Annotated in this window: 27 protein-coding genes and 1 pseudogene; 15 read left to right on the top strand and 13 right to left on the bottom strand. The window is 62.1% G+C overall.

Translation table 11 applies throughout. The features are described 5' to 3' along the window. The first annotated feature begins 36 nt into the window (after nucleotides 1-36). Nucleotides 37-1,011 carry an HTH-type transcriptional regulator CysB gene (gene cysB, locus BLS75_RS08200; RefSeq protein WP_011062541.1) on the top strand — a complete coding sequence of 325 codons (975 nt, stop codon included), beginning with the start codon at nucleotides 37-39 and terminating at the stop codon, nucleotides 1,009-1,011. A 12-nt stretch (nucleotides 1,012-1,023) separates the two neighbouring features. Here the strand turns inward: cysB and BLS75_RS08195 are convergent, their stop codons facing one another. After that, the gene (locus BLS75_RS08195) at nucleotides 1,024-1,506 is read right to left on the bottom strand and encodes a GreA/GreB family elongation factor (RefSeq protein ID WP_072450625.1); all 483 of its coding nucleotides are present in this window, start codon (nucleotides 1,504-1,506) and stop codon (nucleotides 1,024-1,026) included. Nucleotides 1,507-1,508: 2 nt separating this feature from the next. Then, a complete protein-coding gene (locus tag BLS75_RS08190; protein ID WP_072450624.1) occupies nucleotides 1,509-1,907 on the bottom strand; it encodes a hypothetical protein in 399 nt (132 codons plus the stop codon). 123 nt (nucleotides 1,908-2,030) lie between these two features. Between BLS75_RS08190 and earP the strand changes: the two genes are divergently transcribed. Beyond that, entirely contained in the window at nucleotides 2,031-3,164 is a 1,134-nt protein-coding gene (gene earP, locus BLS75_RS08185) for an elongation factor P maturation arginine rhamnosyltransferase EarP (RefSeq protein ID WP_072450623.1), read from the top strand. Nucleotides 3,165-3,212: 48 nt separating this feature from the next. Beyond that, nucleotides 3,213-3,785 carry an elongation factor P gene (locus BLS75_RS08180; protein WP_007931398.1) on the top strand — a complete coding sequence of 191 codons (573 nt, stop codon included), beginning with the start codon at nucleotides 3,213-3,215 and terminating at the stop codon, nucleotides 3,783-3,785. A gap of 71 nt (nucleotides 3,786-3,856) precedes the next feature. Here the strand turns inward: BLS75_RS08180 and BLS75_RS08175 are convergent, their stop codons facing one another. The 3 genes from BLS75_RS08175 to BLS75_RS08165 all read right to left on the bottom strand — a co-directional run bounded on the left by BLS75_RS08175 (nucleotide 3,857) and on the right by BLS75_RS08165 (nucleotide 5,983). Continuing rightward, a complete protein-coding gene (locus tag BLS75_RS08175; protein WP_072450622.1) occupies nucleotides 3,857-4,276 on the bottom strand; it encodes an organic hydroperoxide resistance protein in 420 nt (139 codons plus the stop codon). Nucleotides 4,277-4,494: 218 nt separating this feature from the next. Further along, complete coding sequence (locus BLS75_RS08170; RefSeq protein ID WP_011062536.1) at nucleotides 4,495-4,956, bottom strand: MarR family winged helix-turn-helix transcriptional regulator; 462 nt, start codon at nucleotides 4,954-4,956, stop codon at nucleotides 4,495-4,497. Between the two features lie 76 nt (nucleotides 4,957-5,032). Further along, entirely contained in the window at nucleotides 5,033-5,983 is a 951-nt protein-coding gene (locus BLS75_RS08165; protein WP_011062535.1) for a LysR family transcriptional regulator, read from the bottom strand. 105 nt (nucleotides 5,984-6,088) lie between these two features. Here BLS75_RS08165 and BLS75_RS08160 point away from each other — a divergent pair, with 105 nt between their 5' ends. Then, a complete protein-coding gene (locus BLS75_RS08160; protein WP_072450621.1) occupies nucleotides 6,089-6,838 on the top strand; it encodes a sulfite exporter TauE/SafE family protein in 750 nt (249 codons plus the stop codon). Here the strand turns inward: BLS75_RS08160 and BLS75_RS08155 are convergent. Together BLS75_RS08155 and BLS75_RS08150 are read right to left on the bottom strand one after the other, a co-directional pair. Continuing rightward, on the bottom strand, nucleotides 6,828-7,682 hold the full coding sequence (locus BLS75_RS08155; RefSeq protein ID WP_041119395.1) for a LysR substrate-binding domain-containing protein: 855 nt from the start codon (nucleotides 7,680-7,682) through the stop codon (nucleotides 6,828-6,830). The genes BLS75_RS08160 and BLS75_RS08155 overlap by 11 nt on opposite strands. 72 nt (nucleotides 7,683-7,754) lie before the next feature. After that, nucleotides 7,755-8,324, bottom strand: a complete 570-nt coding sequence (locus tag BLS75_RS08150) for a peroxiredoxin (RefSeq protein WP_011062532.1) — start codon at nucleotides 8,322-8,324, stop codon at nucleotides 7,755-7,757. Between the two features lie 414 nt (nucleotides 8,325-8,738). Here BLS75_RS08150 and BLS75_RS32370 point away from each other — a divergent pair, with 414 nt between their 5' ends. The 5 genes from BLS75_RS32370 to BLS75_RS08130 all read left to right on the top strand — a co-directional run bounded on the left by BLS75_RS32370 (nucleotide 8,739) and on the right by BLS75_RS08130 (nucleotide 13,341). Beyond that, the gene (locus BLS75_RS32370; RefSeq protein WP_015636538.1) at nucleotides 8,739-8,906 is read left to right on the top strand and encodes a hypothetical protein; all 168 of its coding nucleotides are present in this window, start codon (nucleotides 8,739-8,741) and stop codon (nucleotides 8,904-8,906) included. Nucleotides 8,907-9,353: 447 nt separating this feature from the next. Beyond that, the gene (locus BLS75_RS08145) at nucleotides 9,354-10,811 is read left to right on the top strand and encodes a thiaminase II/PqqC family protein (protein ID WP_176876736.1); all 1,458 of its coding nucleotides are present in this window, start codon (nucleotides 9,354-9,356) and stop codon (nucleotides 10,809-10,811) included. After that, entirely contained in the window at nucleotides 10,808-11,710 is a 903-nt protein-coding gene (locus BLS75_RS08140) for a hypothetical protein (protein ID WP_072450619.1), read from the top strand. Before BLS75_RS08145 ends, BLS75_RS08140 begins: the two co-directional genes overlap by 4 nt. Before the next feature lie 130 nt (nucleotides 11,711-11,840). Beyond that, the gene (locus BLS75_RS08135) at nucleotides 11,841-12,062 is read left to right on the top strand and encodes a DUF1127 domain-containing protein (protein WP_041119391.1); all 222 of its coding nucleotides are present in this window, start codon (nucleotides 11,841-11,843) and stop codon (nucleotides 12,060-12,062) included. A gap of 64 nt (nucleotides 12,063-12,126) precedes the next feature. Further along, entirely contained in the window at nucleotides 12,127-13,341 is a 1,215-nt protein-coding gene (locus BLS75_RS08130; protein ID WP_072450618.1) for a winged helix-turn-helix domain-containing protein, read from the top strand. 67 nt (nucleotides 13,342-13,408) lie between these two features. Here the strand turns inward: BLS75_RS08130 and BLS75_RS08125 are convergent, their stop codons facing one another. Then, nucleotides 13,409-14,755, bottom strand: coding sequence for a class II 3-deoxy-7-phosphoheptulonate synthase (locus tag BLS75_RS08125; RefSeq protein WP_011062528.1), 1,347 nt, complete (start codon nucleotides 14,753-14,755; stop codon nucleotides 13,409-13,411). A gap of 162 nt (nucleotides 14,756-14,917) precedes the next feature. Here BLS75_RS08125 and BLS75_RS08120 point away from each other — a divergent pair, with 162 nt between their 5' ends. Beyond that, nucleotides 14,918-15,673: a spermidine synthase gene (locus BLS75_RS08120; RefSeq protein ID WP_011062527.1), complete on the top strand. Its 756-nt coding sequence runs from the start codon at nucleotides 14,918-14,920 to the stop codon at nucleotides 15,671-15,673. Between the two features lie 49 nt (nucleotides 15,674-15,722). Here the strand turns inward: BLS75_RS08120 and BLS75_RS08115 are convergent, their stop codons facing one another. Continuing rightward, the gene (locus tag BLS75_RS08115) at nucleotides 15,723-16,514 is read right to left on the bottom strand and encodes a crotonase/enoyl-CoA hydratase family protein (protein WP_072450617.1); all 792 of its coding nucleotides are present in this window, start codon (nucleotides 16,512-16,514) and stop codon (nucleotides 15,723-15,725) included. A 386-nt stretch (nucleotides 16,515-16,900) separates the two neighbouring features. Between BLS75_RS08115 and BLS75_RS08105 the strand changes: the two are divergent. Continuing rightward, nucleotides 16,901-18,608: pseudogene (locus BLS75_RS08105) on the top strand (DEAD/DEAH box helicase). A gap of 91 nt (nucleotides 18,609-18,699) precedes the next feature. On the opposite strand, the gene BLS75_RS08100 reads toward BLS75_RS08105, so the two are convergent. After that, on the bottom strand, nucleotides 18,700-19,467 hold the full coding sequence (locus BLS75_RS08100; protein WP_053159698.1) for a DODA-type extradiol aromatic ring-opening family dioxygenase: 768 nt from the start codon (nucleotides 19,465-19,467) through the stop codon (nucleotides 18,700-18,702). 102 nt (nucleotides 19,468-19,569) lie between these two features. Here BLS75_RS08100 and BLS75_RS08095 point away from each other — a divergent pair, with 102 nt between their 5' ends. Next, nucleotides 19,570-20,238: a thiopurine S-methyltransferase gene (locus BLS75_RS08095; RefSeq protein WP_072450616.1), complete on the top strand. Its 669-nt coding sequence runs from the start codon at nucleotides 19,570-19,572 to the stop codon at nucleotides 20,236-20,238. Between the two features lie 63 nt (nucleotides 20,239-20,301). Here BLS75_RS08095 and htpX read toward each other — a convergent pair whose 3' ends face one another. Further along, nucleotides 20,302-21,189 carry a protease HtpX gene (htpX, locus tag BLS75_RS08090; RefSeq protein WP_015636531.1) on the bottom strand — a complete coding sequence of 296 codons (888 nt, stop codon included), beginning with the start codon at nucleotides 21,187-21,189 and terminating at the stop codon, nucleotides 20,302-20,304. Between the two features lie 301 nt (nucleotides 21,190-21,490). Next, entirely contained in the window at nucleotides 21,491-22,702 is a 1,212-nt protein-coding gene (locus BLS75_RS08085; protein WP_072450615.1) for a pyridoxal phosphate-dependent aminotransferase, read from the bottom strand. Nucleotides 22,703-22,926: 224 nt separating this feature from the next. Here BLS75_RS08085 and msrB point away from each other — a divergent pair, with 224 nt between their 5' ends. From msrB to BLS75_RS08070, 3 genes are all read left to right on the top strand, one after another. Then, on the top strand, nucleotides 22,927-23,319 hold the full coding sequence (gene msrB / locus BLS75_RS08080) for a peptide-methionine (R)-S-oxide reductase MsrB (protein ID WP_011062520.1): 393 nt from the start codon (nucleotides 22,927-22,929) through the stop codon (nucleotides 23,317-23,319). Between the two features lie 104 nt (nucleotides 23,320-23,423). Beyond that, complete coding sequence (locus BLS75_RS08075; protein ID WP_011062519.1) at nucleotides 23,424-23,909, top strand: glutathione peroxidase; 486 nt, start codon at nucleotides 23,424-23,426, stop codon at nucleotides 23,907-23,909. Beyond that, nucleotides 23,906-24,367, top strand: a complete 462-nt coding sequence (locus BLS75_RS08070; RefSeq protein ID WP_072450614.1) for a MarR family winged helix-turn-helix transcriptional regulator — start codon at nucleotides 23,906-23,908, stop codon at nucleotides 24,365-24,367. Before BLS75_RS08075 ends, BLS75_RS08070 begins: the two co-directional genes overlap by 4 nt. Here BLS75_RS08070 and BLS75_RS08065 read toward each other — a convergent pair. Further along, a complete protein-coding gene (locus BLS75_RS08065; protein ID WP_011062517.1) occupies nucleotides 24,351-26,672 on the bottom strand; it encodes a hybrid sensor histidine kinase/response regulator in 2,322 nt (773 codons plus the stop codon). The genes BLS75_RS08070 and BLS75_RS08065 overlap by 17 nt on opposite strands. Nucleotides 26,673-26,792: the final 120 nt, after the last annotated feature.

Here is a 26,792-nt window from a genome sequence, read left to right as displayed (position 1 = left end):
GATACCCGTGGCGTCTACCTGCTTTGAGGGATTGATATGAAGCTTCAACAATTGCGCTACATCTGGGAAGTGGCGCACCACGACCTCAACGTCTCCGCTACCGCGCAAAGCCTTTACACATCGCAACCGGGTATCAGCAAGCAGATCCGTCTGCTCGAGGACGAACTCGGGGTCGAGGTCTTTGCCCGCAGTGGCAAGCATCTGACCCGCGTGACCCCGGCCGGCGAGCGCATCATCACCACCGCCGGCGAGATCCTGCGCAAGGTCGAAAGCATCAAGCAGATCGCCCAGGAGTTCTCCAACGAGAAGAAGGGCACCCTGTCCATAGCCACTACTCACACCCAGGCGCGCTACGCCTTGCCACCGGTGATCAGCAGCTTTATCAAGCAGTACCCGGATGTGGCCTTGCACATGCATCAGGGTTCGCCGATGCAGATTGCCGAAATGGCCGCTGACGGCACTGTGGATTTCGCCATCGCTACCGAAGCCCTGGAGTTGTTCGGTGACCTGGTGATGATGCCGTGCTATCGCTGGAACCGCTGCGTGGTAGTGCCTCAGGGCCACCCGCTGACCAAGCTGCCGAAGTTGACCTTGGAAACCCTGGCCGAGTACCCGATCGTCACTTACGTGTTCGGTTTTACCGGTCGTTCCAAGTTGGACGAAGCCTTCAGCCATCGCGGCCTGACGCCCAAGGTAGTATTCACCGCTGCCGACGCCGACGTGATCAAGACCTATGTGCGCCTGGGCCTGGGCGTGGGCATCGTGGCCAAGATGGCGGTCGACACCAAGCTCGACAGCGACCTGGTGGTGCTGGATGCCAGCGAGCTGTTCGAATCGAGCATCACCAAGATCGGTTTCCGTCGCGGCACTTTCCTGCGTGGCTTCATGTGCGATTTCATCGAGAAGTTCGCCCCGCACCTGACCCGCGAAGTCATGGCCAAGGCCATTGCCTGCCATAACAAGCAGGAACTGGAAGAGCTGTTCGACGGCGTCGAATTGCCGGTCCACTGATCCCCAGCCTGCCTAGCGGACCTCGGTGACAGTGAACTGTTGCCGGGCGCCCGCCACCACGATCTCCACCTCATCGTTCTCGAACTTGCCCAGCAGGCTGTTGCCCAGGGGCGAGCGGGGGGTGATGACGGTCACCAGTTGCCCCACTACGTAGACCTTCAGGCCCGCGCCATCCGGGCCGAGAAACAGCCACTGTTCGTGGCCGTTCTCATCTTCCAGCCCCAACAGCGCACCGATCTGAATCCCCTTCTGCGGGTCATAAGGGCGCAGGCTCAGGTTCTGCCAGAGGCCCAGGGCCTGGCGGATTTCCTCGACCCGTCGAGCCTGGCCGGCGGCCAGGTAGGAAGCTTCCAGCCCCAGGGTGTCGTACTTGTTCTCGGCGATATTTTCTTCGTGGGTGGCGGTTTCGTAAGCGGTTTGTGCCGCTCGCACCGCGACCTCCAGGTCGTCCCGGAGCTGGTGCAGAATCAGTTGGCAGACGGACTGTTTATTCATGGTCAATTACAGAATTGCAGGACGTTGGCCCGGCTTTTTTCGCTCGGCGCGGTCTGGTCCTGCTGCAACCAGAACTGGCATTTGGGGTTGGACAGGTTGCGCAGGTTGCTGCGGGCGTTGTCCAGGGATTGCAGTTCCTCGTTCTTGCGCAGGTTTTCCTGGTACTGCTCGAACATTCGGTTCTGTGGCTCAGGTGGCGCGGCCACCGGTGGTTTTGCCAACTGCTGCACCGCTTGTGCGACCGGAGCCAATTGCTGGCTGAAAAGGTAGTGCGAGGCCAGCCAGCAGGTCAGGGCGATCGCCAGGAAACCCAGCCACAGGCCCAGGGCAATGCTGGCGGTGTGCGCCAGGAAGTTGAAACTGATGCGCAAGGAGCGACGTGCGGTGGGACGATGGGACATGGCTGCCTCCTGGCGGGCGGTGTTGGGCAAGGGCCGATTGTCGCACGAAGATAATCGCGGTTGGCTCTTCTGCGCAGGAGCATTTATGCGGACAATCGGCGCCTTTGCCAATCGGGGAGTGGAATGAAAGCCTCCTGGGATATTTTCTGCAGCGTGGTCGACAACTACGGCGACATCGGCGTGACCTGGCGCCTGGCCCGGCAACTGGTGGCCGAGCATCAATGTGCGGTGCGGCTGTGGGTCGATGATTTGCGCGCTTTCGAAAAGATCTGCCCGCAGATCGATAGCCAAAAGGCCAGCCAGATTCAGGATGGCGTCCAGGTGCGGCACTGGCCCGTCCAGTGGCCGGACGAGGCGGCGGCCGATGTGGTGATCGCGGCTTTCGCCTGCCAGTTGCCCCACGCCTACATGGACGCCATGGCCGACCGTGCGCGTGCGCCACTGTGGCTGAACCTGGACTACCTGAGCGCCGAGGACTGGGTCGGCGGGTGCCATGGCCTGCCTTCCGTGAAGTTTCGCGGGGTGCAGAAGTACTTCTTCTTTCCCGGATTCCAGGCCGATACCGGCGGCTTGCTGCGCGAGGCCGGGCTGCTCGAGCAGCGCCGGGATTTCCAGGACAGGCCCCAGGCCCGGCTGGATTTCCTGAAATCCCTGGGCGCATCGCCTGTTGCCGGCAGTCGCTTGATCTCGCTGTTCGCCTACGAAAATGCCGGGGTTGCCAGTTGGTTGCAGGCCCTGGCCGACGACGGGCAGCCGACTCATCTGCTGGTGCCCGAAGGCCGCGTTCTGGCCGATGTGCAGCGCTGGCTGGGAGAGGAACCGCTGGCGCCGGGCTGTCCCCAGGTACGCCAGTCGCTGACCGTTCAGGTGCTGCCCTTCGTGCGCCAGGAGGATTACGACCGGCTGCTCTGGTGCTGCGACTTCAACGCGGTGCGCGGGGAGGACTCCTTCGTTCGGGCGCAATGGGCCGGGCGTCCGATGCTCTGGCATATCTATCGCCAGGATGAAGACATCCACCTGGACAAGCTCGAAGCTTTTCTCGGCCTCTATACCCGCACCCTTTCCCCGGGGGCCAAGGCTGCAGTACTGGCCCTGTGGCAGGCCTGGAACAGCGAAGCATCGATGGCCGAACCCTGGAAAAACCTGCTGCAATACTGGCCGGAAGTCGCCGCGCACGCCGAGCAATGGTGTCTGGAACAAGGCTCCCAGCCCGATCTTGCTGCGGCGCTGGTGCAGTTTTACCTAAATTGGATATGATACGCGGCCTAGATTTTTGTAAATCCCATCCAAATTCGGATATTCGCAATGAAAACTGGTAAAGAACTCAAACCCGGTACCGTGATCCGTATCGACAACGATCCTTGGCTGGTTCAGAAAGCTGAATTCACCAAGTCCGGTCGTAACAGCGCGATCATGAAGACCAAGCTGAAGAACCTGCTGACCGGTTACAAGACCGAAACCGTTTACGGTGCGGACGACAAACTGGACGACGTGATCCTGGATCGCAAAGAAGCGACCCTGTCGTTCATCAGCGGCGACACCTACACGTTCATGGACACCACTGACTACACCATGTACGAGCTGAACGCCGAAGACATCGAAGCGGTTCTGCCGTTCATCGAAGAAGGCATGACCGACGTTTGCGAAGCCGTGTTCTTCGAAGACCGTCTGGTTTCCGTTGACCTGCCGACCACCATCGTGCGCCAGGTTGACTACACCGAAGGTTCCGCGCGCGGCGACACTTCGGGCAAGGTGATGAAGCCTGCCAAACTGAAAAACGGTACCGAGCTGAGCGTTGCGGACTTCATCGAAATCGGCGACATGATCGAGATCGATACCCGCGAAGGCGGTTCCTACAAAGGCCGCGCCAAGGTTTAAACCTGGCTCGCCCCTGTAGACGAAAAAGCCCGACCTTGAGTCGGGCTTTTTTATGCCTGGAATTTGCCGTTTCAGACCGAAACGTGCAGGCGCACATCCACATTGCCACGGGTGGCATTGGAGTAGGGGCAGACCTGATGCGCGGCATCCACCAGGCTTTGCGCTTCGTCCTGGGCCAGGCCGGGCAGGCTCACATGCAGGTCGATATCCAGGCCGAAGCCGCCGGGGATCTGGCCGATGCCGACATGGGCAGTGATCGAAGCGTCGTCCGGGATCTTGCGCTTGCTCTGGCTGGCGACGAACTTCAGGGCACCGATAAAGCAGGCCGAGTAACCGGCTGCGAACAGCTGTTCAGGGTTGGTCGCCTGGCCACCGGCACCACCGAGTTCCTTGGGGGTGGCCAGTTTGACGTCGAGGATCTGGTCATTGGAAACAGCGCGGCCATCACGGCCACCGGTGGCGGTTGCAACGGCGGTGTAGAGAGTTTGCATGGTGGAAGCCTCGTGGTAGGTGATTTTTGCGCTAATTATTTGCGCGCTAAGTAAGTGCGAAATAAATGTATCTCGCTAATATTTAGCGCGCAAGATAAATTTTGCTGAAAATCTCTTCATTAGCCTTGAGTCATGGGCAACTCATTGATTCTGAAAAAGATATTTTTTCGGTTGAGAAGCTAGCCCTAGCCGTAGGGGGCTGGCTTGCCAGTAAAGCGTCAAAGACTGTCCTGCAGATGCCCGCGCAACACCTGCAAATCTTCCTGCAACTGACGCAATTGCTCCACGCTCCGGCCGCTGGCCCCGAGGATGCACTGGGGAATGTCCCGGGCTTGCTCGCGCAGCACCCGGCCCTGTTCCGTCAGTTGGACAATCACCACCCGTTCATCTTCCCGACTGCGGGTGCGGCTGAGCAGACCTTCGGCCTCCAGGCGCTTGAGCAGCGGGGTCAGGGAACCGGGGTCGGTCAGCAGGCGCTGGCTGATCTCGCCGACCGTCAGCCCGTCCCGTTCCCAGAGCACCAGCATTGCCAGGTACTGCGGGTAGGTCAGCCCCAGCTTCTGCAGCAGAGGCTTGTAGACCTTGGTCAGCATCAGCGAGGTGGAGTGCAGGGCAAAGCACACCTGGTTGTCCAGCAGCAGTTGATCGCAGGAGTCCAGGGGGGAGCGTTCGGTGGTCATGTTGGCGGCCTTGATCATTAATGGTCATGAATCTAGCGGGCGAGTCTTTAATGCGCCAGATAATTCTCCTCAGGTCTCAGCCCATCGCGCTTTGCAATGCCAGGTCCCAGGGCGGAACCGGGCTGAAGCGGCTTTTCAGGTACTCCAGCAGCAGGCGGCTACGGGCATTGGGGTGCTGTTCCATGCGCAAGGCGTAGATGCCGGCGGTTTCCGGCTTGGGCAGGCCGCCTTCGCAGAACAGCGGCACCAGTTCGCCGCGCAGCAGGTATTCACTCACCAGCCAGGTGGGCAGGTGGGCAATGCCCAACCCGGCCAAGGCCCCGGAAAGCAGGGCTTCAGCGTTGTTGGCACCAAGGCGTATACGCTGCGGACGATGGCTCTGCACCTGGCCGTCAAGCTCGAAGCGCCAGGCGAACAGCGGCGCCAGGCCATCCCAGTCGAGGCCGTCGTGCTGGCTGAGTTCGGCGGGGTGGCTGGGGGTGCCGCGGCTTTTCAGGTAGGAGGGGCTGGCACAGGCGATACGCACGATGCTGGCCAGGGAGGTGGCGACCATCCGCGTGTCCACGCGCTGGCCGGCGCGCAGCACCAGGTCGACCTTGCCCAGGTGGGAGCCCTGCATGTCGACAAAGCTGTCGATCAGGTGTAACTGCACATCCAGCCCGGGGTAGAGCACCAGGAAATCGGCAATGGCCGGCGCCAAGTGGCGGCGCCCGAAGGCAGCGGGGGCGTCGATGCGGATCAGGCCTTCCGGGGCATGGCTCAGGGAAACTGCCTCGGCCCGAGCCAGTTGCAGCTCGGCAACGATACGCCGGGCCCGTTCGGCAAAGGCCTGGCCGGCGGCGGTGGCGACCACGGCGTGGGTGGTACGCATGAACAGAGTGGTGCCCACGGCGTTTTCCAGGCTGTCGATGCGCCGGGCCACGGCGGAGGGCGTCAGCGGATGGCGGCGTGCCGCGGCGGAAAAGCTGCCCGCTTCCAGCACATCAAGAAACAGCCCCAGTTGTTCGGTCAGTGTATTGGGATTCATGATCAACTCGCTTATGCGAAAACGGCAAAGCCATTGTGCGTTGCTATGCGTTTCCGTGCCAGGGCCGACTGCGTAGCATGCAGCTCTCAGGTGAGGAGAGCGGTTGTGATCGAGTTGATGATGTATCTGTTGTTGGGCGCGGCGTTGGGCACGGTGGGCGGGCTGTTCGGTATTGGCGGTGGCTTGATCGCGATTCCGGTGCTCGGCGTGCTGTTTGGCCTGGACCAGCAGATTGCCCAGGGCACGGCGCTGGTCATGGTTGTACCCAATGTGCTACTCGCGCTGTGGCGCTATCACCAGCGCAACCGCATAGAGGCGCGCCACGCCTTGCCCCTGGCCCTGATGGGGTTCAGTTTCGCCTGGCTGGGCTCGATCTGGGCGGTGGGCATCGATGCACAGAAGATGCGCATCGGCTTTGTCGCCTTTCTTCTGGTGCTGTCGGCCTACAACCTGCTGCGCATGTTCATGGCCAGTGCTCCGGCCAGCAGCGGGATGCGTTACCCCTGGCCTTGGCTCGGGGTATTGGGCGCCGCTTCCGGGGCCATGGGTGGGCTGTTCGGGGTGGGGGGCGCAGTGGTTGCCACGCCGGTACTGACCAGTGTCTTCGGCACCACCCAGGTGGTAGCACAGGGTTTGTCCCTGGCGCTGGCGCTACCCAGCACCGGGGTCACCCTGGTGACCTATGGCTTTCACCATCAGGTGGACTGGGCGATCGGTCTGCCGCTGGCAGCCGGTGGCTTGCTGAGCATCAGTTGGGGGGTGAAGGTCGCCCACGCCTTGCCCGAGCGGCTGTTGCGCGGCCTGTTCTGCGGCTTCCTGGTGGTGTGTGCGGTGATGCTGGCGTTTAAAGTTTGAAGCCTTCGACGATGTGTTCGGCCAGGCATTCGGTGATGGGCGAGGGCTGGTTGAGGTTGCGCAGCAGCATGATGCTGGCCTCGGGCAGCTCCGGCAGCCCTTCGTTCTCGCCAAGGATGCGCAGGTCCGGCGTGATCAGGCTTTCCAGCTGCGCGGTGATCGCCAGCCCGGCGCTGACCACCGCCATGATTGCCGACAGGCTGGAGCTGTTGTAGGCAATGCGATAGTCGAGGCCGATGGCATCCAGGGCGTTGCAGGCCCACAGCCGGCAAAAGCAGTCGCTGTTGAACATCGCCAGTGGCAGTGGCGTCTGTTCATGGGGCGTGAAGCACTGGGCCACGGCCCAGACGAAGCGCTCCTTGCGCAGGAGTTGGCCGATCTCGCTGCCCGGCTCTCGGGTGACGATGGTCAGGTCCAGGTCCTGGCGTTGCAGCAGTTGCTTGGACGATTCGCAATGCACTTCGATCTGGATCAGCGGGTAGCTCTGGGCGAAGCGCGACAGAATCCCCGGCAGAAAACGCATCACATAGTCATCCGGCGTGCCAATGCGCACCAGCCCCACCATGTGCGGTTCGCGCAGGGTATTGAACACTTCGCTATGCAGTTTCAGGATGCGCCGGGCATAGCCCAGCAGTACCTGGCCCTCGGCGGTCAGCTTGACCTGGCGTCCGTCGCGCTGGAACAGCTGGCGTTGCAGCACGTCCTCTTCCAGGCGCTTCATCTGCATGCTCACCGCCGATTGGGTGCGGTTGACCCGTTCTCCAGCCCGGGTAAAACCGCCTTCATCGGCGATGGCGACGAAGGTGCGCAGCACTTCGGTGTCGATGCTGGGGAACTGGGACATTGATCAAATCCTGAGATGCATGGGGCAGGAAGCATTCCTGGGCCTGATCTTATTCCTCGAAAGGCCACGGCGTCATCCCTGGCGTTGCGCTTGCAGCCAGGCCAGCACCTGCCGGGCGTTCTGGTCCGGTGGAAACACCGGGTAGAACACCTTTTCGATCTGCCCGGCCTTGAGAATCAGAGTCAGGCGTTTCAGGAAGCGGGTGGCGTTCAATTCGAACATCGGCAGCCCCAGGGCCTCGGTCAATTGCCCCTGTGCATCGGAGAGCAGGGCAAAGGGCAGGTGCAGTCGCTCGACGGCTTCACGTTGATAGTCGCTGTCCTGGCTCGAGAGGCCGAACAGGTTCGCCGCCCCGGCGGCCGCGAGTTCCTCGGCCAGGTCGCGAAAGCCGCAGGACTGCGGGGTACAGCCGCGGGCGCCGGGGGTCATGTCCCAGCCCTCCAGCAGCGGCAAATCCGGTCGTCCCATGCGCGGGTAGACATAGAGCACCGTTATGCCGGGCAGCGTCGACAGGTCGACCCCTTCGCCCGAGGTGGAGGGCAATCGCAGCCCTGGCAAGTGCAGGCCTTGCAAGTGACGGGCTGCGCCATCGTCCTGGGGGGGCGGGATACGCGACCAGTCCACGCTCAGCATGTCTCTCATGACGCTTCCTCCTGATCAGTAGTGCTGGGCAATCGCAATAGGGATAGCTGGATAACAGAGTGTCGATAGTGCTCCTTCAGTTCAAGTAGTACTGCGGATAAATGATGTTCGATCCAGCAATTAATGCGCGTGGCTTTTATTGGTTTTGTCTTTGGCTTTAGTTGTGCTGTGTTATTGGCGATAAGCCTTATCGGTGCTGGCTATAAGTTTTCAAAAAGGTCTGGAGTGTTGGCTATAAGTTGTCGTTTGCTAATTTCGCTGCGCGATAAAAATCAATGAATATGCCCTGGGCCGATTAATGGTCAACTTTGTCGTTGTTTGGGTTTGCCTAAAGAAACATCCGCTACTAGTGTTGCGCTTGCCATGTACAGATGGTCTGTACTGGGATTGCGACCAACTTTGGAGGGTCCTTTCATGAACGTGAAAGCGGAACACACTGAGCCAACCACTGCCGAGCTGACACAGCTCAAGACCAAGCTCAAGGCCGGCAAGCTGGCGCCGGAAGACCTCAAGGCGCTGGTGGGCCTGGTGGAACGTACGGAGAAGGCGGCGAAGCAACTTAGGGCAGCCATCGTCGAGTAAATGACGCTAACGCTTTGGAGGGCAGGATCAGAAATGGACCTCACTACTCGAACTACTCATATCGATATATCTGAACCGTTGCGTAGCCCTCCATTTTTAGCGCGCAGCACTATCGGCAGTCACTCGGTACTGCTGCTGGGAAGTCTGGAAGCGCCTATCTCTACACTTAGTGATAATGCTTTTATTGTCGAACGCATTGCCCAGAGTCTCAACTTGTCGGCGCTGGGCGCCCAGTTCAATGCGGAAGAAGTTATTTTTCTGCTGAACGAGCAATATACCGCTGCAGAAGAGTTTGTTTATGGTCACCCCATCTGGCGAAAGATAAGAGAGGGTGATCAAGCTGCGCTCTACGCTTATATCCTGGAAACCCGGCACTACCTGGCTGCCGCGGCCTCGAGGATGTGCCCCTCGGTCAGCCCGGGCATAGGGTTGTCGCCGATCTCCCTGATGCTGTCCAGGCATGCGCTGGAGGAGTGGGATCATGCGCAGTTCTTCAATGAGGCCCTGGAGCTGATCGGCTGTTCCGGCGACATGGTCAGGCTGGCCCGGCCTTTGCCCGCAACCCTGGAGTGGATTCACCTGTCCCGGCAGATCGCGGCCATGGGCGAGCTGGTGTCGGCGGCCTGCTCCGGTTTCATGGAGCACTCCTCGGTGGAGCAGGAGGCGGTGCTGGGTTGGCATGAGTTGCTGGTGGGCCACAACCTGTTGAGCCGCAAGGCGACAGACAAGGTGCTGGGGCATTTTTCCACCGACATCCAGTATGGGCATTCGGATAACTGGAAGAAGGCCGTGCGCACCCAGGACTGCTACCCCGCGCCGGTAGTGGCCACGGTGCTCAATGCAGTCTGCAGCCTCAGCGAAATGATCTACCGCTGGCTGACTGCGCTGGAGCAGGGATGTGCCAGCTCCATTGTCACCGCGGCCCAACTGGTGGCCGAGGAGGGGCTGGACCAACTGTTGCACGCCGCTGATTCGCCCCTGGACGTGGAAATTTTCCAGGGCCTGCCGGTCTGGCCGTCCAGTGTGATGAGCCTGGTCAACGGTGAGCGTTGCGGCGATGACAACCCTGCCGATACCGTCGTTGCGTCCTGCTATGCCCTGGGGCCGCGAATGACGCAACTGGTCATGAGCCCGGCGCCTTTTGGCGCACTGATCAGCCAGGTGCATGAGCAGTTGCTCAATGGCCAGAGCTCCAGCGCCGAGAGTGTGGCGGCCATCGAGCAGATGACCACCGACTGGCTGGTATCGGTGGACGGCCACGGCCTGTGGCAACAGATGACCGAGGGCTGCGCGGATGAGCTGATCATCGGCTACATGCTGGAGAACTATCATTACCTGGCCTCGGCGACCCGACATGTCAGCCCGGCCATTGCCGCCTGTGCGGATGCGCGGATCCGCGAGAACCTGTTGCAGCACCTGCAGGATGAGCTGACCCACTGCGACATCCTCAAGCCCAGGCTGCGCGAACTGGGAGTCCGGCGCCCGGAAGCGATGCGACCCTTGCCGACCACCACTGCCTTTGTCGGTTATCTCAGCGACCTGGCACGGCATGACTGGAAGGGCTACCTGATCGGTTCGACCTATCTGCAAAAAAGCCTGAGCGAATGCCGTGGCGATGATCGTCACCTGCGTTTCTACTCGCAGGTGTCCGCCAACAACCCGCGCTGTGCAGCGTTGCTGGGGGCCATGGCGGCCCATGACGAACTGGATGACGAGCTGGGCCACGATCAGCGGCCGTCGCTCAACATCGAGTACCTGCTGGCGCGGGGCGACGTGGGCCGTGACTCGGTGGCACGTGCGGCCATGCTGCCGTCACTGGCCTGGAGCTTTCTGGATGGCATCCGCCAGCACTATTGCACCGGCAAGGACGCGGTGCTGCAGCGCCAGGCCTGGAGCGCAACATGAACCAGCCCTATTTCCAGAACCTGGAGCCCCTGGCGCAGTTGCAGGAATTGTTATTCGAGCATGATGACTTCGAGGCCCTGGCCAGGCGCTTGCCAGAACCCAGGATGGCTCTGGAAAAGTGGCGCGATGTGTTGCATGGCGAGCTCCTGTCGCTGTTTCGCTGGGGGCTGATTCGCGCCAGGGAGAGCCTGGATGATCAGGGGGCGGGCCAGGGCTATGGCCAGGAAGTCCTGTGCCTGCTGCCCTATTACGGCTTTTGTCTGCATGCAATCCGCCGCGCCGCGCCCTTTGCCTTGATGGGCATACCCACCACGGTGTCGGTGCGTCACGACCGTTATCAGGAGGCCAGTGCAGTGATTGGCGAGTTGGCGGCCGTGCTTGGCGTACAGGATTGGCTGCGGGTCAGTGAGGAATCCTCGGCAGAGCTGGTGCGGCAGTTTCATGGGCGCGATGGCCTGATCGTGCTCACCGGCAAGCAGTCCACCTACAGCAGCCTGCGCAACCACTACCCGGACGCGCGGATCATTGCTGCAACCGGCTGTTGCGGGGTGGTCCTGTCGGTGGAGGAGCAGCCGGCCCGCGTCATCGAGGAACAGCGCCAGGAACACCGGTTGCCGGTCAGTTGCAGTAACCATGGCTACACCATCCTTGCCGAAGCCCTGACCCCGCAGGCGGCGGTGCTGGCCATCAACGGCGCCCGGCCCGCGGTCAGCAGCACGGTGCAAGAGTTGCTCGGGCAACTGCACCCGTCCATTGTCCTGACTCCCCCTTCGGCTCTGCCGTTGCCCGATGATCTTGGCGGCTACAGCCTGCTGGCCTGTGAAGAGTCGGCGGCGGCCAGCCTCGATGGTTTCGGTCGCGATCCACTGGGCGGCTGGCCCGGGGATTACCGGATCTGAAAGTGGTTCCCGGAAACACTGGCGGGGAACCAATGCATCAAACCATGAGATGTATTGCATAAGAAACATTCGTTGGATTGATCCTTGTGCGGGGAAGAGACTGTGCTCATCCCCACTGGAGGACAGGATCATGAAAGCGCAAAAGGGTTATCTGCTGGTTCACAAACTGCCAATTCAGGCGTTGTCGTTACGTGCACTATGGCGCCAGGTGGTCCGTTGGCACGAGTTGGCGCAGGAGCGCCGGATGCTTGCCGGCCTGAGCGATTCGGCCCTGCATGACCTGGGGCTGAGCCGGGCGGATGTGGAGCATGAAGCGGTCCGCCCGTTCTGGGACGACCCGATGCACAAATAACCCGGTGACCACTACACAAGCCGGTCCAGGGTGCGCTAGCGTGCGGGCAGACCAGGAGACGCTCATGCCCGCACTACCTTCTTTCTCGCTCAAGCAGGCCCGCCGGCTGGCGCTGGCCGCCCAAGGCTTCGGCGGGCGCCAGCCGCCGGCATCGATCAAGGCCTCCCGACTCAATCAGCAGATCGAGCGCCTGGGCCTGTTGCAGATCGATTCGGTCAACGCCCTGGTGCGCGCCCATTACTTGCCGCTGTTTTCCCGTCTTGGCAGTTATCCACAGCCGCTGCTCGATCAGGCCGCCTGGAGCCAGGGGCGCCAGCGCACCTTGTTCGAGTACTGGGGGCATGAGGCCTCGCTGCTGCCGATGTCCATGTACCCCTTGATGCGCTGGCGCATGCAGCGCGCACGCCAGGGGCAGGGTATCTACTCGCAACTGGCGCGTTTCGGCCAGGAACGCCAGGCCACTCTGCGCCGGGTGCTGGCGGCCGTGGAGCAGCAGGGCGCGCTGGGGGCCGGCAGCCTCTCCACCCGCGAAGAACGGGCCGGCCCCTGGTGGGACTGGAGCGATGAGAAGCATGCCCTGGAATGGCTGTTCGCTGCCGGTGAGGTGACGGTGTCCGGCCGCCGCGGTTTCGAGCGTCTGTATGACTTGCCGGAACGAGTGATCCCGGCGGCGATCCTCCAGCAGATGCCGTTGGAGGAAGCCCAGGCCCAGCGCCGGTTGCTGCTGCAGGCGGCCGGGGCACTGGGGGTAGCCACGGAAAAGGACCTGCGGGACTACTTTCGCCTCGATCCCGGCGATAGTCGCGCGCGGCTTGCCGAGTTGTGCGAGTCCGGCGAACTGCTGGGCTGTGAGGTCCAGGGCTGGAAGCAAAGTGCCTATTGCCTGCCCGAGGCGCGGGTGCCGCGCAAGGTCGAAGCCAGCGCGCTGTTGTCACCTTTCGATTCCCTGATCTGGGAGCGTAGCCGTACCGAGCGGCTGTTCGATTTCCGCTACCGCCTGGAGATCTACACGCCTGAGCACAAGCGGGTCTATGGCTATTATGTGCTGCCGTTCCTGCACAACGAGCGGATTGCCGCCCGGGTCGACCTGCGGGCGGAGCGGGCCCAGGGGCGTCTGGCGGTGCACGCGGTGCATGAGGAGCCATTCGGTCTGGACGACGAGGGTGTCCGGGCATTGGCCCTGCAATTGCGAAAGATGGCCGACTGGCTGGGGTTGGAACAGATTCAGCTCAATTGCCAGCGTGATGGCGCGCGACGCCTGCGTGAGGTGCTGGGGTGAAGAGCTTCGCGGGCCAGCCCGCTCCTACACAGCCCTTGCAGGAGCGGGTTTGCCGGCGAAAGCGCTCTTAGCGTTTGACCTGCTTCAAGGTCTCGGCAATCAGGAAGGCCAGTTCCAGAGACTGGTCGGCATTCATCCGCGGGTCGCAATGGGTGTGGTAACGGTCCGACAAGCCATCCTCGGTAATCGGCCGGGCACCGCCGATGCATTCGGTGACGTTCTGCCCGGTCATCTCGATATGGATGCCACCGGCATAGCTGCCTTCGGCCTGGTGGACCTGGAAGAACTGCTTGACCTCGGTGAGGATCTGCGCGAAATCCCGGGTCTTGTAGCCGCTGCTGGCCTTGATGGTGTTGCCGTGCATCGGGTCCGAGCTCCACAGCACCTGCTTGCCTTCGCTTTCCACCGCGCGAATCAGCTGTGGCAGGTGATCGCCAACCTTGTTCGCCCCCATGCGCACGATCAGGTTGAGGCGGCCGGGATCGTTTTCCGGGTTGAGGATATCGATCAGGCGGATCAGTTCGTCGGTGTTCATGCTCGGGCCGACCTTGACCCCGATCGGGTTATTCACCCCGCGCAGGAACTCCACGTGGGCGCCGTCCAGTTGCCGGGTGCGATCGCCGATCCACAGCATGTGCGCCGAGCAGTCGTAGTAGTCGTTGGTCAGGCTGTCGCGGCGCACGAAGGCTTCTTCATAGTTGAGCAGCAACGCTTCGTGGGCGGTGAAGAAGCTGGTTTCGCGCAGTTGCGGCGCGCTGTCCAGGCCGCAGGCACGCATGAAGGCCAGGGTTTCGTCGATGCGGTCTGCCAGTTGGCTGTACTTTTCGGCCAGGGCCGAGTTGGCGATGAAATCCAGGTTCCACTTGTGCACCTGGTGCAGGTCGGCGAAACCGCCCTGGGCGAAGGCTCGCAGCAGGTTGAGGGTGGCGGTGGCCTGGTGGTAGGACTGCAGCAGGCGGTCGGGGTCCGGCACCCGGCTTTTTTCATCGAAGCCGATGCCGTTGACGATGTCGCCCCGGTAGGCTGGGAGGGTCACGCCATTGATGGTTTCATCGTTGGCCGAGCGCGGCTTGGCGAACTGGCCGGCCATGCGCCCGACCTTGACCACCGGGCAGCCGGCGGCAAAGGTCATGACGATGGCCATCTGCAGCAGCACCTTGAAGGTGTCGCGAATCTTCGCCGCGGAGAATTCGGCGAAGCTCTCGGCACAATCGCCACCCTGCAGCAGGAACGCCCGGCCCTGGGTGACTTCGGCAAACTGGCGACGCAACTCCCGGGCTTCACCGGCAAACACCAGCGGTGGATAACTGGCCAGGCTTTGCTCGACCTGCAGCAGGTGCGCGGCATCGGGGTAGTGGGGTTGTTGCTGGATCGGCAGGGCGCGCCAGCTGTCGGGGCTCCAGGGTTGGCTCATCGCAGACTCGAGTGCTTTAACGGTGGGAGAGGCATGTTAGCAGCAAATTAGTGCGTGACCTGCTCCTCTCGCTTGGCCGACAATCGCGCCTTTCCCGCTCGCTGCCGAGCGGTTGGTTTATCGCGCCGGCAAGGTTCTGTGCCCGCGCGGCTAGGAGATGAAATGACTGAGGAGCGCGTCGAGCGCCTGCTCGCCGAAGTGCATGACGAATTCGGCATGATCCGGGTCCTGGAAGTGGCGGACTATCGTTTTCTCGAATTTGGCGATGCCATCGAGCAAAGCTGTGTGTTCACGGCGGACCCCAGTTGGCTGGAGTACGACTACACCCGGGCCATGCTGATCGGTGCCCTGTGCCATGAGGCGCCGGAGAGCGCGTTGTTTCTCGGGCTGGGCGCCGGCACCCTGACCCAGGCCTGCCTGAAGTTCCTGCCCCTGGAAGATGTGGAAGCCATCGAACTGCGACCGGACGTGCCGCGCCTGGCTATCGAGTACCTGGGGCTGGACGACGATCCGCGTCTATATATAAGAGTCGGCGATGCCCTGGAGCTGCTGGACAGTGCTGAATCCGCCGACCTGATCTTCGTCGACCTGTACACCGACGTCGGCCCCGGCGTCGGGCATCTGGCCTGGGGGTTTCTGGAGAACTGCCAGAAGCGCCTCAACCCCGGCGGCTGGCTGGTGATCAATCAGTGGGCCACCGATGATGGCAAGCCCCTGGGCGCCGCCCTGTTGCGCGGGCTCTATCACCGCCATTACTGGGAGTTGCCGGTAAAGGAGGGCAACGTGATTCTGATCGTGCCGTCCGACCTCGACCAAGAGCTGGACCTGCCAGGCCTGAATGCCCGGGCCCAAGCCCTGGCCCCACGCTTGGGCTACTCCCTGCAACCCTTGATCAAGGCGATCCGCCCGGCCACATAAGCCCTTGCTGGCGCCGGCTGGCCGGCGAAGCCGATCTGCCGGCCCCTGTTCAACAGCCCTTGAACACCCCGGGCCGTTTTTCGATCATCGCTCGCACGCCCTCTTTGGCGTCCTCACTGTTCATCAGTTTGTGCACCAGCGGCGCCAGCCCCTGGGCGGCCACCGTTTCCCCTTCGAGCCTGGCCTGGCGTGCCGACATCAGAGTCGCCTGCACCCCCAACGGTGCCTGGCGGGCAATCCGTTCGGCCAGTTCGATAGCCCGGGGCAGCAGGTCTTCGCTGGCCATGACCTCCTGCACCAGGCCCAGGCGCAGGGCTTCATGGGCATCGAATTCGTCCCCGGTCAGCAGCCAGCGCATGGCATTGCCCCAGCCGGCCAGTTGATGCAGGCGCAGGGTCGCGCCGCCGAAAGGGAAGATTCCGCGTTGCACCTCCATTTGCGCGAAGCGGGTATTGCTGGCGCAGAGATTGATGTCGGAGGCCAGCATCAGCTCGATGCCGATGGTCAGGCAGTAGCCTTGTACGGCGACGATCACCGGCTTGTTCACCCGTGGGCCGCTGAGCACGCCCCAGGGGTCGCAGCCACCGGCTGGTGCTTGCCAGTCCTGGGCCAGGGCGGCGCCGACATTGGCCAGGTCCAGGCCTGCGGTGAAGTGCTCGCCGTGGCCGAACACCACCGCCACTCGCGCCTCGCTGCTGGCTTCGAACTCGCCGTAGGCCAGGCTCAACTGGTTGAGCAGCTCGAGGTCGAAGGCATTGCGCTTGGCCACCCGGTCCAGGCCGATAAGGAACAGGTGACCACGTAGTTCACGGCTGACACGGCTGGCACTGGGCTGATTCATGAGCGCTGTCCTGGGAATAAAGAGGGGAGGTTGGCGCGGGCGGTTTCGTGCACAAAGGTGAACCGTTTAAGCGCGATGACCAACAGCGCCGGGCCTGAGCAAAATAGCGCGCCGCCGAAGTCTGCGCAAAGCCCATGACAATCGGGTGTTCAGCGGATTTTTCCGATAAAAAAAACTCCCTTTTTTGAGTAATTCCGGTATAGTGCGCGCCGGCCTTTAGCCGGGCCACGTTTAGGTAATGCAATTCCCCGAAGTCAGCTTCGGCTGCTTGTCCGCTGCGCGGACTATCCTTGACGATCCATTCATCCAATCGTTTTCGCAAATCCCCGCCGACAAAGCTGCCAGGGTGACTCTTGAGTCTTACACGGCATGCGCAGCTTTGGAGCATGGGTCTTTGCGGATGCACTTAGAGGCAGACCCATGACCCAGGAAATCGGCGGCTTCGCCGCTCTTGAACTTCATCCCAATATTGTCGCTGCAGTAGTCGCTACCGGCTATGAAGAGCCTTCGGCTATTCAGCAGCAGTCGATCCCGATCATCCTTGCCGGTCACGATATGATTGGTCAGGCGCAAACCGGTACCGGTAAGACCGCTGCCTTTGCCCTGCCTATCCTGCACCGCATTGATCCGTCCAAGCGCGAGCCGCAAGCTCTGATCCTGGCCCCAACCCGTGAGTTGGCGCTGCAAGTAGCAACCGCTTTCGAAACCTACGCCAAGCAAATGCCGGGCGTGACTGTTGTGGCCGTCTACGGCGGTGCGCCGATGGGCCCACAACTGAAAGCAATCCGTAATGGCGCACAGATCGTTGTCGCCACTCCGGGCCGTCTGTGCGACCACCTGCGTCGCGACGAAAAAGTCCTGGCCACCGTGAACCACCTGGTTCTCGACGAAGCCGACGAGATGCTCAAGCTGGGCTTCATGGATGACCTGGAAGTGATCTTCAAGGCCATGCCGGAGACCCGCCAGACCGTACTGTTCTCGGCCACCCTGCCGCAGTCGATCCGGGCCATCGCCGAGCGTCACCTGAAGGACCCGAAACACGTCAAGATCCAGAGCAAGACCCAGACCGTCACCGCAATCGAGCAGGCTCACCTGCTGGTTCACGCCGACCAGAAGACCTCTGCCGTTCTGAGCCTGCTGGAAGTTGAAGATTTCGACGCCCTGATCATGTTCGTGCGCACCAAGCAAGCGACCCTGGACCTGGCCAGTGCCCTGGAAGCCAAAGGCTACAAAGCCGCTGCGCTGAACGGCGACATCGCCCAGAACCAGCGTGAGCGCGTGATCGACTCCCTCAAGGATGGCCGCCTGGACATCGTTGTGGCGACCGACGTAGCCGCCCGTGGTCTGGACGTACCGCGCATCACCCACGTATTCAACGTGGACATGCCGTACGACCCGGAATCCTACGTGCACCGTATCGGCCGGACCGGCCGTGCCGGTCGCGAAGGCCGCGCGCTGCTGCTGGTGACTCCACGTGAGCGCCGCATGCTGCAAGTGATCGAGCGTGTAACCGGTCAGAAGGTTGCCGAAGTTCGCCTGCCGGACGCCCAAGCCGTTCTCGATGCCCGCATCAAGAAGCTGACCAACAGCCTGTCGCCGCTGGTGGCTGATGCTGAAGCGACCCACGGTGATCTGCTTGATCGCCTGACCGCCGACATCGGTTGCAGCCCGCGTGCCCTGGCCGCAGCCCTGCTGCGCAAGGCTACCAACGGTCAAGCGCTGAACCTGGCCGCGATCGAGAAAGAGCGTCCACTGGTGCCCAACAGCGCCCCACGTGGCGATCGTCCTGAGCGTTCCGGTGACCGTCCTGATCGTGGTGACCGTGAGCGTCGCGCGCCAATGCCTCTGGGCGAAGGTCGTGCACGCTGCCGTACCGCGCTGGGTGCCCGTGACGGCATCGCTGCCAAGAACCTTCTGGGCGCGATCCTCAATGAAGGCGGCCTGGCCCGTGAAGCTATCGGCCGCATCCAGGTGCGTGACAGCTTCAGCCTGGTCGAGCTGCCGGAGGACGGTCTGGACCGTCTGCTGACCAAGCTCAAGGACACTCGCGTTGCCGGCAAGCAGCTGAAGCTGCGTCGCTATCGCGAAGATTGATCGGCCCCTGGGCTGATTGATCAGGCATAAAAAATCCCCGACTGGTTCGGGGATTTTTTTTGCCTGTCATTTGCCTTGGCGCTGGCGGCCATCAGCCAAATCGGTAGATGTCCATGCCCAGGGCGCCCAGGGTGAAGCCCTGGTGGGCCACGCTGAATTCGCCACCGGCGCCCCGGGCGAAATACAGCGGCAGCAGGTGTTCATCACTGGGGTGGCTGCGCACGGCATTCGGTGCCTGCTGGCGGTAGTCATGCAGGGCCGCCTGGTCATCGGCCGCCAGCTTGTCGATCATCCAGTCGCGAAAGGCCTTGGCCCAGGGTTCGACGCTTTCCGGGCCAGCGTGCCAGTCCAGGTCCCGCAGGTTGTGGGTGATGCTGCCGGAGCCGATCAGCAACACACCCTGTTCCCGCAGGCCCGCGAGGGCATGGCCGATACGGGTCTGCAGGGCCGGGCCCAGGCGGCTGGGCAGCGACAGCTGGACCACCGGGATGTCCGCCTGCGGGTACATCAGCGACAGCGGTACCCAGGTGCCGTGGTCGAAGGGGCGCTGGCTGTCCAGTTGGGCGGGCAGGCCTTCGGCCTGGAGCAGCTCCACTACCTGGGCTGCCAGTTCCGGATCGCCCGGGGCCGGGTATTGCACGGCAAACAGCGCGGCGGGGAAGCCGCCAAAGTCGTGCCAGGTTTCCGGGTGCGGGTTGCAACTGACTCGCAGATCGGAGCTTTCCCAGTGGGCCGAGACCACCAGGATCGCCCTGGGCCGGGGCAGCTCGGCTGCCAGGCGAGCCAGGGCCGGGCCGCTGGCGCCGGGTTCCAGCGCCAGCATGGGAGAGCCGTGGGAGATGAACAGGCTGGGAAGCATGAAGAGGCTCCTGAAGGTTAAGATGCGCCATCTTCAATCAGATCAATGATCTAAATCTAATATAAGTTTTAGCGCTTTTTGATCGAATTTTAAGGACTTCTCATGCAAGCGGACTTTTGGCAAAAGCGCTGGGAGCGCGATCAGATCGGCTTTCACCTGGCAGAGGTCAACCCTTACCTGCAGCAGTACTGGCCGGCCTTGGGCCTGGCGGCGCAAAGCCGCGTGCTGGTGCCCTTGTGCGGCAAGAGCCTGGACCTGATCTGGCTTGCCGACCAAGGGTTCGAGGTGCTGGGCATCGAACTGGCGGAAAAGGCGGTGGAGGATTTCTTTAGTGAGCACCAGTTGCAGCCGCAGATCAGCCAGCACGGGGTGTTCAAGGTCTACGCCCACGGGCCCATTGAGCTCTGGTGCGGCGATTTCTTTGCCCTGACCGCCGAGGACACCGCTGATTGCACGGCCCTGTATGACCGTGCAGCCATGATTGCCTTGCCCTCGCCCATGCGACAGCGCTATGCCGCTCACCTTAATGGCCTGTTGCCGAATGGCAGCAAGGGGCTGCTGATCACCATGGATTACGCCCAAGAGCAGTTGGACGGCCCGCCATTTGCGGTGCTCGACGATGAGGTCCGGCAACGTCTGGGGGGCGTCTGGCAACTGCATGTAGAAACGGAGCGCGACATTCTTGGCGAGAGCTGGAAGTTTCTCCAGGGTGGCGTGACCCGGCTGGTGGAGAGGGTCTATCGCCTGAGCAAGCAGGGTACCGCGAGATAGGTTTTTGGCGGCCAAGCAAAAGAGCGACTTGCGTCGCCCTTTTGGGTATTGCCTTGCAGTGGATCAGCCGCGACGACGCAGGGCCTCGATACGCTCTTCCAGCGGAGGGTGGCTCATGAACATGCGAGCCAGGCCCTGCTTGATGCCACCGTTGATGCCGAAGGCATTCAGGGTGTCGGGCATGTGCACCGGCAGGCCCTGTTCCGAACGCAGGCGCTGCAGCGCGCCGATCATCGCGTTGGTGCCGGCCAGACGGGCGCCGGCTTCGTCGGCGCGGTATTCGCGTTTGCGCGAGAACCACATGACGATGGCGCTGGCCAGGATACCCAGAACCAGTTCGGCGAAGATGGTCGCCACGTAGTAGGCGATGCCCTGGCCTTCTTCGTTCTTGAAGATCACCTTGTCGACGAAGTTGCCGATGATCCGTGCGAAGAACATCACGAAAGTGTTCACCACACCCTGGATCAGTGCCAGGGTCACCATGTCACCGTTGGCGACGTGGCCGATCTCGTGGGCCAGCACGGCTTTCACTTCATCGGGCGAAAAACGTTCCAGAAGGCCCTGGCTGACGGCTACCAGCGCATCATTCTTGTTCCAGCCGGTGGCAAAGGCGTTGGCCTCATAGGCTGGGAAAATACCCACTTCGGGCATCTTGATGCCCGCTTCGCGGGACAGTTGCTCGACGGTCTGCAGCAACCATTGCTCATGGCGGGTGCGCGGTTGGGTGATGATCTGCGTGCTGGTGCTCATCTTCGCCATCCACTTGGAGATGAACAGCGAGAACAGCGAACCGGCAAAACCGAAGACCGCACAGAAAATCAGCAGCTGATTGAGGTTCAGATCAACCCCATTGGCCGCCATGAACCCGTTGAAGCCGAAAAGGCTCAGGGTGATGCTGGCAATCAGCACGACCGCAAGGTTAGTGGCCAAAAACAGCAGGATTCGCATCATGGTTGTAGAAATCTCCTCAAGCTAAAGATGTAGCGTACTGCGGGGTATATAAGGTGCGACAACCGCCTATTCAATACGGCTTCTATTTCAAACTGTGTCGCACAGGCCGGGTCTAGACGCTTGTAGTTCAACGCCATGAGCCAACGCCAGGGCGGCCGCCACCCGGCTGCGGTGCAGACGTGTGACAGTGGGCAGGACGGAAAGTGCAAGCTTATAGAAGGGGAGTGGAGCAGGGCAGTGAAGATGTGTTGCTGAATTAATCGCAGTGCGACCAGAGAAGGATCGCACTGCGATTTTTCCGTTACTGGCGGTAGGACTTGAGGAAGCTGCCGATCCGACCAATGGCCTGCTCCAGGTCATCCACCCGCGGCAGGGTCACGACGCGGAAGTGATCCGGCCATGGCCAGTTGAAGGCCGTGCCTTGCACCACCAGGAGCTTTTCCGAGAGCAGCAGGTCGAGGACGAACTTCTCGTCGTTGTGGATCGGGCAGATCTTCGGGTCGATCCGCGGGAAGGCATACAGCGCGCCCATGGGCTTGACGCAACTGACCCCGGGAATGTCGTTGAGCAGTTCCCAGGTGCGGTTGCGCTGTTCCAGCAGGCGGCCCGGGGGCAGCACCAGGTCGTTGATGCTCTGGTAGCCGCCCAGGGCGGTCTGGATCGCATGCTGGCTGGGCACGTTGGCGCACAGGCGCATGTTGGCCAGCATGTCGATGCCTTCGATGTAGCTCAGGGCATGCTGCTTGGGACCGGAAATGGCCACCCAGCCGGAGCGGAAACCGGCTACCCGATAGGACTTGGACAGGCCGTTGAAGGTCAGGCACAGCAGGTCCGGGGCCAGCGAGGCGGTGCAGATGTGTACGGCGTCGTCGTAGAGGATCTTGTCGTAGATCTCGTCCGAGAACACCACCAGGTTGTGCTGGCGGGCCAGCTCCAGCATGCCCAGCAGCACTTCCCTGGGGTAGACGGCGCCGGTGGGGTTGTTCGGGTTGATGATCACCAGGGCCTTGGTGTTCGGGGTGATCTTGGCCTTGATGTCGGCCAGGTCCGGCCACCAGTTGGCCTGCTCGTCGCACAGGTAGTGCACCGGGTTGCCGCCGGCCAGGCTCACCGCGGCGGTCCACAGCGGGTAGTCGGGGGCCGGCACCAGCACTTCGTCGCCGTTGTTGAGCAGGGCCTGCATGGCCATCACGATCAGTTCGGAAACACCGTTGCCCAGGTAGATGTCTTCAATGCCGATACCTTCCACCTGCTTCTGCTGGTAGTACTGCATCACCGCCTTGCGGGCACTGAACAGGCCCTTGGAGTCGCTGTAGCCCTGGGCAGTGGGCAGGTTGCGGATTACGTCCTGGAGAATTTCGTCCGGCGCTTCGAAACCAAAGGGCGCCGGGTTGCCGATATTCAGCTTGAGGATGCGGTGGCCTTCCTCTTCCAGACGTTTGGCGTGCTTGAGCACTGGGCCGCGAATGTCATAACAGACGTTGGCGAGCTTGTTCGATTTGCTGACCTGCATGGCGATGTGTTCCCGAAAATGAACGATCCAGGCGGAGGATGAACTACCGTACTGGGAATCCTGCCGTGTCTCACCGGCCTGTAACCCGCACCGGCTGCGGCAAAATCCGTTTGAATGGGTGTAACGCGGCTGCCAGACTGGCGTCTGACGAGGCGCAATCATACGTGCCGCCCGATCCGTGGAAAAGACACAGATCGGGCTTTTTCCGTTGCAGAGGAAGGACCATGGAAAAGCTGGAAAAAACCCTGGAAGAATGGCGGTCGATGCTCGACCCGGAGCAGTACAACGTCTGCCGGCTCAAGGGCACCGAACGGCCCTTCTCGGGCAAGTACAACGGCACCAAGACCGATGGGGTCTATCACTGCATCTGCTGCAATGAGCCGCTGTTCGATTCCAAGGCCAAGTTCGATTCCGGGTGTGGCTGGCCGAGTTTCTACGAGCCCATTGCCGACAGCGCCATGGTGGAGATCCGTGACATGAGCCACGGCATGATCCGTACCGAAGTGGTCTGCGCCAAGTGCGACGCGCACTTGGGCCACGTGTTCCCGGACGGCCCGCCGCCCACCGGCCTGCGTTACTGCATCAACTCGGTGTGCCTGGACCTGGTGCCGCGCTGACCGGTTGGCGATTCTTCGGAATCGCCTTTTGTTCAATTAAATTGCATGCAATTTAATTGAGCGCTATTTTGCTGCCTCTTACTTCCACACATGGAGTTGCCGTCATGACCGACTCACTGCTGACCATTCCCTGCACCACCATCAAGGGTGAACAAAAGACCCTGGCGGACTTCGCCGGCAAGGCCGTGCTGGTGGTCAACACTGCCAGCAAGTGCGGCTTCACCCCGCAATACAAGGGGCTCGAAGAGCTGTGGCAGACCTACAAGGATCAGGGGCTGGTGGTATTGGGCTTTCCCTGCAACCAGTTCGGCAAGCAGGAACCAGGCAACGAAGGGGCGATCTCCGAGTTCTGCGAGCTCAACTACGGTGTGAGTTTCCCGCTGTTCAAGAAGGTCGAGGTCAATGGCGCCGGGGCCCATCCACTGTTCGCGCAGTTGAAAAAGCGCGCACCCGGCGTGCTTGGCTCCCAAGGCATCAAGTGGAACTTCACCAAGTTCCTGATCGGCCAGGACGGCAAGCTGGTCAAGCGTTTCGCTCCGGCAACCAAACCCCAGGACCTGAGCCGCGAGATCGAAGCCCTGCTCAAATGAACGACCTGTCCGTGGATTCACTGAAACTCGATTCCCAGCTGTGCTTCAAGCTGTACGCCGCCTCGCGGGCGGTGGTCCGTGGCTACAAGCCGATGCTCGACCGCCTGGGCCTGACCTACCCGCAGTACCTGGTGATGCTGGTGCTGTGGGAATGGCAGGCAACGCCTCCGTCCCTGCCGACGGTCAAGGCCCTGGGCGAGCGCCTGGCCCTGGATTCCGGGACCCTGACCCCGTTGCTCAAGCGTCTGGAGCAGTTGCAACTGGTGCAGCGCCAGCGGTCCGGGCGCGACGAGCGCGAGGTGCACTTGAGCTTGAGCGATAGCGGCCTGGCTCTGCGTGAGCAGGTGCCGCCGCTGAAGGCGGCGCTGCTGTGCGACAGCGGGATCGATCTGGATAACCTCGATCAGCTGCGCGCCGGCCTGGATCAACTGCTGCAGCAGATCAAAGCTTTGTCGTAGTCGGCACCCAGAGGTCGAGCAGGGCGATCAGCTCCTCGCGCCGGAACGGTTTGGCCAGGTAGTCGCTCATGCCGGCGGCGCGGCAGCGTTCGCGTTCCTCGGGCATGGCGTTGGCTGTCAGGGCGATGATCGGCAGATCCGGCCAGCGCCCGCTGCGCCGGATCTGCCGGCTGGCTTCGTAGCCATCCATGACCGGCATGTTGCAGTCCATCAGCACCAGATCGAAACGATGCAGCTCCAACTGATTGAGGGCTTCGGCGCCATGGGCGGCCACGGTCACCGCGCAGCCGAGCTTGCTCAGCATGCCCTTGGCCACCAGTTGGTTCACCGGGTTGTCCTCCACCAGCAGAATGTCCGCCCGGCGCCGTTGCACCGGCATTTCCAGCTGGGCGTCGTTGAGGGTGATGGTTTCCCCCAGCAACGAGCGTCGCAGGGTCTGATACAACGCATTGCGCGCCAGGGGCCGGGCCTGCTGTTGCAGCGGCGCCAGGGCGTTGGCCTCTTCGCTGGGCAGGAAGCTGCCATAGGCGGTCACCAGCAGGATTGGCGCGCGGATCGCCGGGCGCAGGCCGAACAGGCATTCCGGGCAGTCGGTGATCAGCAGGTCGGGGTCGAGGCCGGCCAGGGAGTCCTCGATATCACAGCGCTGATAGCTCAGGCCCCAACTGGGCAACAGGCTGGCCAGCAGCTCGGCGAGGCCGCTGCCGGCCTCGGTGATGGCGATGATCTTCCCGGCCAGCGCCGGCGGCGGGGCGGCCGGAGTGTGGCAGGGCAGCGGCAGGTCGGCGCAGAACTGGCTGCCGAAGCCGACTTCCGAACTGATGCTCAGGCGGCCGTCCATGGCTTCGCAGAGGTTGTAGGTCAGGGCCAGGCCCAGGCCGGTGCCGCCGTATTGGCGAGTGATGCCGGCGCCGGCCTGGGTATAGGGCTGGAAGATGCGCACCTGGGCTTCCTGGGCGATGCCGATGCCGGTGTCGCAGATCTCGATGCGCACCCCGTCGCCCAGGGTGCTCAGGCGCACATCGACGCGGCCGAAACGGGTGAACTTGAGGGCGTTGGACAGCAGGTTGCTGACGATCTGCCGCACCCGGGTCGGGTCCCCCAGTACCAGGGCGGGGAAGTCCGGGGCGATCAGGCAGGCCAGCTCCACGCTGGCCGCGGCGTTTTGCGACAGCAGGTTGGCGGTGTCCTCCACCAGTACCCCGAGATCGAAGGGAATTCGCTCCAGCTCCAGTTGCCCGGCGTCGAACTTGGACATGTCGAGAATATCGTTGAGCAATTCCACCAGGACCTTGCCGGAGTCATGGGCAATCGACAGCTGCTGGCGCTGCTCGGGGTTCAGCGGGCTGTCCAGGGACAGCGCGATCATCCCCAGCAGGCCATTGAGCGGGGTGCGAATCTCGTGGCTCATGTTGGCCAGAAATGCCGCCCGGGCCTGGGCCATGTCCAGGGCAGTGCGCCGGGCGATCTCCAGTTCCTCGTTGGACTGGCTGAGCCGGGCATTGCTGGCCTTGAGCTCGGTGGTGCGTGCCGAGACGATGTTCTCCAGCTGCCCGAGGTATTCGGTCAGGCGGTTTTCGGCGTTGCGTCGCTGCTGGATCTCGGTGGCCATGATGTCGAACTGCTGGTTGGCCACCTTGACCAGCACCCCGACCTCGTCGTTCTCGTGGCCATGGGGAAAGTCCAGCTTGGCCTGTTTCGGGCTGCGCGGGTCGCGGCTGCTGAGCTCGCGGATCACCCGCACCAAAGGCTTGGTCAGCATCACGTAGAACAGCGCCAGGAGAATTCCGGTGAGGATCAGGCTGCGGGCGAACCCGTTGATCAGGGTGACTTCGGCACGCCGCAGGAAACGGCTGCCGAAGGCGTAGGTATCCACATCCAGGTGCAGGGTGCCGAGGGACTCCTCCGGCAGGTGGCTCAGATACAGGCGATCCTCGAACTGGCGATCGGCGCCGAACAGGAAGTCGCTGATGGCCCGATAGCGGCTCTGTTGCGGTGGCCGTTCGACGTTGGCCAGCAGGGTATTGTTGTTGTCGATCAATTGCGCGCGAATGATCGCCGGGGAGCGCAGCAGGCCCAGGGTCAATTCCTGGGCCAGCTCGGCGTCGATGTTGTAGGCGATGCGCGAGGCCGGATTGTGGCTGATTTCCAGCAGCGATTGGATTTCACGATTGATGGAGGCGTCTTCGCTGGCATAATCGATGCCGATTTGCAGCAGACTGAGCGCGGTCCCCAGAATGAAACCCACCAGCACGGTGAGCCGGGCCTGTTTATAGGACAGGCGGTTGGTGAACTTGATATCCATGGGGGGTTGAACCACTTTCGTTTCCCTTCGCTGCGCAAGCATAGCTGATCATTTTCGGTTGCCGGGCTGGCCGGGCAGCAGCTGATAAAGCGATAGACCCCTTGATCGGGATTGCGTTTG

The sequence above is a fragment of the Pseudomonas sp. NFPP12 genome, from assembly GCF_900103205.1.
Taxonomy (GTDB): Bacteria; Pseudomonadota; Gammaproteobacteria; order Pseudomonadales; family Pseudomonadaceae; genus Aquipseudomonas; species Aquipseudomonas protegens.
Note: the sequence above shows the minus strand (reverse complement) of the source record. Positions and strands in the feature narration are given on the sequence as shown.